The organism is Ruoffia sp. FAM 26254, assembly GCF_045528545.1.
GTDB lineage: Bacteria > Bacillota > Bacilli > Lactobacillales > Aerococcaceae > Ruoffia > Ruoffia halotolerans.
This window is the reverse complement of sequence record NZ_JBGQQY010000074.1, coordinates 1-6,402: the sequence shown is the minus strand read 5'-3', so window position 1 is coordinate 6,402 and position 6,402 is coordinate 1. Positions and strand designations below refer to the sequence as shown.

The following is a 6,402-nucleotide window of genomic DNA, read 5'->3' as shown; positions in this document are numbered from 1 at the left end:
ATGAGACTAAAAAGTTTTTCTTTAGCTTAGAAAATCGATTAAAATATTTTAATTTCGATAAAGTGATCCAAAATTGAAAAATAACGACTAGAATAACTCAATATTTAAAAGTATGAATTATTCAGGATTAAGTAGATATGTTAAGTTTAGGAATAGACCTGAATTAGATTTTAGAAAATCTAGTTTAGGTCTTTTTTGTAAAAATTAAAAAAGAATGGAGAATTATTATGAAACTTAGAAAAATCGGATTAACATTATTATCGGGATTATTACTTTCAACTACAGCTCTTGCACCTTCAGTGGCTTTTGCTCAAGATAGTATCATTATTGGTGGGAATTTAGAATTAACTGGGAATGCTGCTGCTTATGGTTCACCTGCGGCTGATGCAATTAATTTATTTATTCAACAAATTAATGATAATGGGGGTATCCTAGATGGTCGTATGTTAGAGGCAGAAATTATTGATAACCGCTCAGATTTAACAGAATCAGCATCAATCGCGACTCGTTTAGCTGGTAGTGAAGCCGTAGGAATTATTGGACCTACAGCAACAGGTGTAGCAAAAGCAGCTATTCCAATTACTAATGAAGCGGGTATCGCAAACATCTTCGCAGCGACTACAGGTGACGGATTAACATTAGCAGATGATGGATCATTATTGGAGTATATCTTCCGAGTGTGTTTCGAAGACTCATATCAAGGGTTAGCTGCGGGGGCTTATACAGCGAATGAATTAAATTTATCAAAAGCGGTTATCTTAACAGATCAAGCTTTAGACTACTCACTGGCCTTAGCTGATTCTTTCACTGAAACATTCACAGAAAATGGTGGAGAAATCTTAGAAACACAATCATATCAGTCAGGAGATACTGATTTCAAGGCTTTACTCACTTCGTTATTAGGTAAAGATTTCGATGTGTTATACATTCCAGGTTACTATACTGAAACAGGGTTAATTATTAAACAAGCAAGAGAGATGGGGATTACTCAACCAATTATCGGTGGAGATGGCTACCATAGTGATACATTAGTAGATTTAGCAGGGGCTAGTAATGCTACAGATGTATACTTTACAACTCACTTCTCTGAAGAAAGTGATAATCCAAAAGTTCAGGAATTTTTAGCTGATTTTGAGGAAATGTATGGCCGTTCAGCAGACACATTCTCAGCCTTAGGATATGATGCGATTGGTTTGCTTATTGATGCCATTGAAAGAGCGGGATCAACGGATAGAGATGCAATTCGTCAAGCTTTAGAAGAAACTGAAAACTTTGAAGGAATTACAGGAACATTCTCAATGGATGAAAACCATAATCCAACCAAATCTGCTTTAATGTTACGTCTAGAAAATGGAGAAATTGCGGAAGGATTTGAAGCTTCAGCAGGTGAATAAAAACTATAATTGAACAAACTGATAAAAAAATAGGAAGATTGACATTAATATGTCAGCCTTCCTATTATTTTATAGATTGAAATAATTTGCTAAGAAGTGGGCTAGCCCATCTTCATCGTTGGTAAATTCAGTGTGAGTGTCTGCAACACCCTTGATTTCGTCAGTAGCATTCTTCATCGCCACACCTAAACCAGCGTATTGAATCATTTCTAAGTCGTTATTCTCGTCTCCAAAAGCTAAGATATTCTCATTTGGAATGTGATAGAACTTGCTAACTTTATCCACAGCAACAGATTTGTTGATTCCTTGGCGAACGACTTCTAGAATCGGCAAGACGCCACCCCAAGTACGTACAGACACATCGTCACCGTAGCGAGCCATAATTCGATTTTCAATCGTTTTTTGCTTTTCAACGTCACATAGAATAGTTAATGCCGTTGGATTCTGAGTTAAGTTTGCGCGACTTAATTGACTAATTTCGGCTAAATCTTTAGGGAAGAAAGGACTATCCGGCAAATTCATTGATGAAGAAAATAGTCTATCCTTACCTTCAGCAATTAATAAATTGATATCTAAATTATCTTGATTCGCAAATAATTCAAAAGCGATTTCCTTATCCAATTCCTCATGATAGGCAGGTAAGAAGTGTGGCTTTCTTGGATGATGACAATAAGCACCATTAAAGTTTACCATTGGCGAATTGATATTCATTTCATTGTAAATATTGATACTATTTCTATATGGGCGCCCAGTAACAATCATGACGATATGTCCGAGCTCATCAAGCTTTCTTAAAATTTCAATTGTAAATCGAGAAAGTTTTGATTGATTATTTAAAGTTGTGCCATCTAAATCAATGGCAATAAGATGTTGATTCATATAAGAAACTCCTTTCATATATAGTTGATTATACTTAATTATTTTCAATCATACAAATGAATGTTTAAATTGTTTTTTCTTGTCATATTTCTGTACAATATGAGATATAAATAAATATAAATTATGGAGGAATTTTATGCGTCATATTACTAAGTCTTATTATATAAATGAAATACCCGTTATTGAAATTATCGATGCGAATTTAGAAGATAAAGTTGCACCATTAGCTATTTTTTATCATGGATTTACCGGTAGCAAGGACTCGAGTATGACCTTTGGTAATGAAATCGCTAAACGCGGTTTCCGAGTTATTATGCCAGATGCCCAACATCACGGTGAAAGACGTAAGTATGGAGTGGATTTGAATGTGAATGGTATCTTATTTTTTGAAGCTTTGATGAGTAACGTCAAAGAATTTCCAGAGATAGTTCACTATTATCGTTCGAAAGAATTAATCAAAGACGACTTTATAGCGGTAGCAGGTATGTCCATGGGTGGTATGACGACTTCATTAATATTCAAAGCAAATAAAGAAGTCAATGTTTCTGTAGTGTTAATGGGATCGCCTCAACAAATCAAATTTAACGATTGGATTGTTAATCAATATGTGAGTCATGGTGGTGAAGTGGATCAATTAGCTCCAAATGCTAAAACAATCTATGAATATATGACCGAATACTTCAAGAAGTATGATTTGGGACTGGATCCAAAAGCTATTAATCATAGACCCCTATTATTCTGGCATTCTAAACAGGATCCAGTTGTCCCATACATCTACGCAGAAGAATTTGTGGAAGCTGCAACAAAAATCCCAGAAGGTAAATATGTTTACTTAAAATTAGACGAACACGGTGCCCATAAAGTACCTTTCATCGAAATGGCAAGGATGGCTGAATTTATTTCTGCTGCTTATAATGAAGAGGTTGAAAATGTTTATGAAGTAGCCGAAGAAAATTTCAATAAACTGTGGGGATAATCACTAAAGAAATTAAATATATCCCAATTTAAGTAAAACGCTTTAATTATTAATTGGAGCGTTTTATTTTACGTGATATTATAAATACATCAGATGATTGGGAGGATTAGCATAAATGAATCTTAAAACAAAAAGTAAACAAATTATTGAAGTCGATGGACTAAAATTTAAAGACTTAAATAACAACGGGGTACTGGATCCATATGAGGACTGAAGATTATCAAGTCGAGAGAGAGCTAAAAACCTTGTTCCATTAATGAATATCGATGAAAAGTTGGTATGTTAATGATTAATAAATTAGGTATGGGGAAAGCGAAAAAAGAAGGCAAAATACAGAAATCTTAGATGAAGTATTTAAAAAAAGCTGATGAAACATCTATGAAGTTACTAGATAAATATCCAACGACTGAAACGATTGAAAAAATACACATGCATCATTTTAACTTAAGAGATAAAAGGTGAAGGCTATAAAACCATTGATTTTTTTGAAAATAAAGTAAAAATGAATGGTTTGGATTCAGATATTCGTAAAGGATACATGTATATGGCTGACGTTGTGACAGATCCAGAATAGCAACGTACTGATGGAACATTTGGAGAAGAACCAGAATTGATTAGTGAAATTATTGCTCGCTTGATTAAAGGATTTCAGGGAGAGGAACTTAATGAAGACTCAATTGCACTAACAATCAAACACTTCCCAGGTGGTGGAGCAAGAGAGAATGGATTTGATCCGCATTATAAAGAAGGAAAAGGGAACGCATACCGTACAGAATGTAGTTTAGAAAATTATCATTTACATCTATTCATCGAAGTTGCGAAACATAATCCAAGTTCAATGATGCCTTATTATTCAGCACCAAGTAGTGAGAAAAGTTGTTTCCAAAGTTTTGATGGGGAAGCAATGCCATTTAAAGAAGTTGGAATGACATTTAACCATTACATTTTAAATCATTTATTGCGTGATAAATTAGGATTCACTGGATACAGTAACTCAGATCCAGGAATTATAGGTAAAACTGGTTGGGGTGTTGAAGACTTAACAGTTCTTGGTCGCTTTGCTAAAGCAATTAATGCTGGAACAGATTTAATCATTGGAACAAACCAAGTTAAAGACTTGAAAAAGCTATTTCAACTAACTTAATTTCACCACAAAGAATTGATCAAGCAAATGTGAATGTTTTGAGTGAGATGTTTGATTTAGACTTATTCGACAACAAAAATTATTTTGGAGACCAACCTGTCATGGATGAAGCAACTAAGAGAGAAGCTGAAGAAGCAGCATATCAAGCGCACTTGAAATCAGTGATATTATTAAAAAATAATAATGTATTACCAGTTAGAGGACAAAAACTATTCGTTAAAGCGTTTGGTAGAGGTGAAGAAGAAACTGAAAAATACCAAGAACTTCTATTAAAAAATGTGAAGGCATTAAATATCGAAATTATTGATGATTATAAAGAAGCTGACATTGCAGCGTTATTCCTATACCCATTAAGTGGTTCATACTTTGATGCGACACCTGGTTTATTAGAATTAGAAATCTGTGAAGATAAGACGAATATTGCACTGAATGGCGACACTTATAAAAAAACAACTTTAAGTAATTTCTATGAATTAAATAAAATCGTAGGCTACATGAACGAAAACGGCAAAAAGTTGTGACATCAGTGAATATGATCTTGCCTTGGATTTTAGAGAATATTGAGAAGAAATCAGAAGCCTTACTTGTTGGTTATGATACATTCCCTGGAGCAGTGCTTGAAGTGATCCTCGGTCAATTCTCTCCAATTGGGAAACTACCTTTAACATTACCTAAGAATAGTAAAGTTATTGGAGTGGATGAATACGGCGTTTCAATTTCACTTAACGACGTACCAGGTTACGATAAAGATAAGTATATGCGTGAAGGAATGACTTATGCTTACGTTGATCAAGCAGGGAATGAATACCGAAGCGGCTTTGGTTTAAATTAATAGCATTTAATTTTTTCCATAGAAAGTGCTTATCTTTTACTTAATACGTTAAAACGTTATAATGTAAATGAACTTAAAGATGAGATATGGGGTGAGTAGGTGGAGCCAATGTTTTGGAAACGAACGGAAGATTATTACTATTTAAAATTAGAAACTCATTATTTAGATATACCTTACTATAATCAGAAAAGACGCATCCGTGTGTTATTACCGAAAGATTATAAAAAAGATGTTGATGATGCTTACCCTGTATTGTATATGCATGACGGACAAAATGTATTTTACAGTAAAGAGGCATTTGTGGGTCATTCTTGGAAAGTTATTCCCACAATAAAAAATAATTTAGATTTACCTAGAATGATTATTGTTGCCGTAGATAATGCTAGTGAAAATCGATTAAATGAATATTCGCCATGGCCAACGGATCAAACGAAGACTGAAGAATTTCAGGATGTCGGTGGAGATGGGGCATTACATGCTGACTGGTTTGTTAACGAATTAAAACCCTTTATTGATGATAACTATCGAACACTTCCTGATAGAAAGAATACGTTACTAGCTGGTAGTTCAATGGGGGGCATTATGGCAGCCTATATGGGGAGTAAGTATCCAGAAGTTTTCGGAGTTCTTGGTGTATTCTCCTTAGCGTCATGGTTTAATGAGAAAGAATTTTTATCTTTCATCAATAAGCATCCTTTAAACCCAAATACGAAAGTATATATACAAGTAGGAACAAGCGAAGGTGATGATACGGATGCTAATTTTATCGGAGGAAAGATGAATCAGAAATATATTGATTGTAATCTTCGATATTATAATGATTTGCTGAAAATGAATCATCCCATCGATAATATTTGGTTACGAATTATGGCAGACGAAGAGCACCATGAACTTTATTGGGCACGACATTTTCCAGAATTCCTAAGATATGGCTTTGATATTATTAAAGGTGATAATTAATCTTATTTTTCTTTTAAAAAGACTGGATTATCTAAATACTTGCGTTATAATGTAAATCTCTTAGATATTTTAATAAAGGAGTTTTTATAATTTTTGATTTGTCAAATTAAGCTAGACAAAACTGCTTCATCTAAGTAACTCAAAAATACTTCCAACGGTGTTCGGTAGTGTAAGGATTTCCGTGGAATCGTGTTCCGTTTGTGTGCAATCGATGACA

The 6,402-nt window shown here is 34.0% G+C and carries 6 protein-coding genes and 2 pseudogenes; 6 read left to right on the top strand and 2 right to left on the bottom strand.

Going from position 1 to position 6,402, the window contains the following annotated elements; genetic code table 11:
* The first annotated feature begins 227 nt into the window (after nt 1–227).
* On the top strand, nt 228–1,394 hold the full coding sequence (locus ACEN3Z_RS11395) for an ABC transporter substrate-binding protein (RefSeq protein WP_407090933.1): 1,167 nt from the start codon (nt 228–230) through the stop codon (nt 1,392–1,394).
* A 69-nt stretch (nt 1,395–1,463) separates the two neighbouring features.
* Here the strand turns inward: ACEN3Z_RS11395 and ACEN3Z_RS11390 are convergent, their stop codons facing one another.
* The gene (locus ACEN3Z_RS11390) at nt 1,464–2,273 is read right to left on the bottom strand and encodes a Cof-type HAD-IIB family hydrolase (RefSeq protein ID WP_407090932.1); all 810 of its coding nucleotides are present in this window, start codon (nt 2,271–2,273) and stop codon (nt 1,464–1,466) included.
* Nucleotides 2,274–2,409: 136 nt separating this feature from the next.
* Between ACEN3Z_RS11390 and ACEN3Z_RS11385 the strand changes: the two genes are divergently transcribed.
* The 5 genes and pseudogenes from ACEN3Z_RS11385 (at nt 2,410) to ACEN3Z_RS11365 (ending at nt 6,185) form a co-directional block, all read left to right on the top strand.
* On the top strand, nt 2,410–3,249 hold the full coding sequence (locus tag ACEN3Z_RS11385; RefSeq protein ID WP_407090931.1) for an alpha/beta fold hydrolase: 840 nt from the start codon (nt 2,410–2,412) through the stop codon (nt 3,247–3,249).
* Between the two features lie 589 nt (nt 3,250–3,838).
* A pseudogene (locus tag ACEN3Z_RS11380) lies at nt 3,839–4,393 on the top strand (glycoside hydrolase family 3 N-terminal domain-containing protein); the annotation flags it as partial.
* A 47-nt stretch (nt 4,394–4,440) separates the two neighbouring features.
* Complete coding sequence (locus tag ACEN3Z_RS11375; protein WP_407090930.1) at nt 4,441–4,914, top strand: hypothetical protein; 474 nt, start codon at nt 4,441–4,443, stop codon at nt 4,912–4,914.
* Complete coding sequence (locus tag ACEN3Z_RS11370; RefSeq protein ID WP_407090929.1) at nt 4,911–5,225, top strand: hypothetical protein; 315 nt, start codon at nt 4,911–4,913, stop codon at nt 5,223–5,225. Before ACEN3Z_RS11375 ends, ACEN3Z_RS11370 begins: the two co-directional genes overlap by 4 nt.
* Before the next feature lie 108 nt (nt 5,226–5,333).
* Nucleotides 5,334–6,185 carry an alpha/beta hydrolase gene (locus ACEN3Z_RS11365; protein WP_407090928.1) on the top strand — a complete coding sequence of 284 codons (852 nt, stop codon included), beginning with the start codon at nt 5,334–5,336 and terminating at the stop codon, nt 6,183–6,185.
* A gap of 101 nt (nt 6,186–6,286) precedes the next feature.
* Here ACEN3Z_RS11365 and ACEN3Z_RS11360 read toward each other — a convergent pair.
* A pseudogene (locus ACEN3Z_RS11360) lies at nt 6,287–6,402 on the bottom strand (IS30 family transposase); the annotation flags it as partial.

Excerpts from the sequence above, each read along its gene's own strand:
- ACEN3Z_RS11385 (WP_407090931.1), top strand. The coding sequence starts at position 2,410 with ATGCGTCATATTACTAAGTCTTATTATATAAATGAAATACCCGTTATT.
- ACEN3Z_RS11390 (WP_407090932.1), bottom strand. The coding sequence starts at position 2,273 with ATGAATCAACATCTTATTGCCATTGATTTAGATGGCACAACTTTAAAT.
- ACEN3Z_RS11375 (WP_407090930.1), top strand. The coding sequence starts at position 4,441 with ATGTTTGATTTAGACTTATTCGACAACAAAAATTATTTTGGAGACCAA.
- ACEN3Z_RS11395 (WP_407090933.1), top strand. The coding sequence starts at position 228 with ATGAAACTTAGAAAAATCGGATTAACATTATTATCGGGATTATTACTT.
- ACEN3Z_RS11365 (WP_407090928.1), top strand. The coding sequence starts at position 5,334 with ATGTTTTGGAAACGAACGGAAGATTATTACTATTTAAAATTAGAAACT.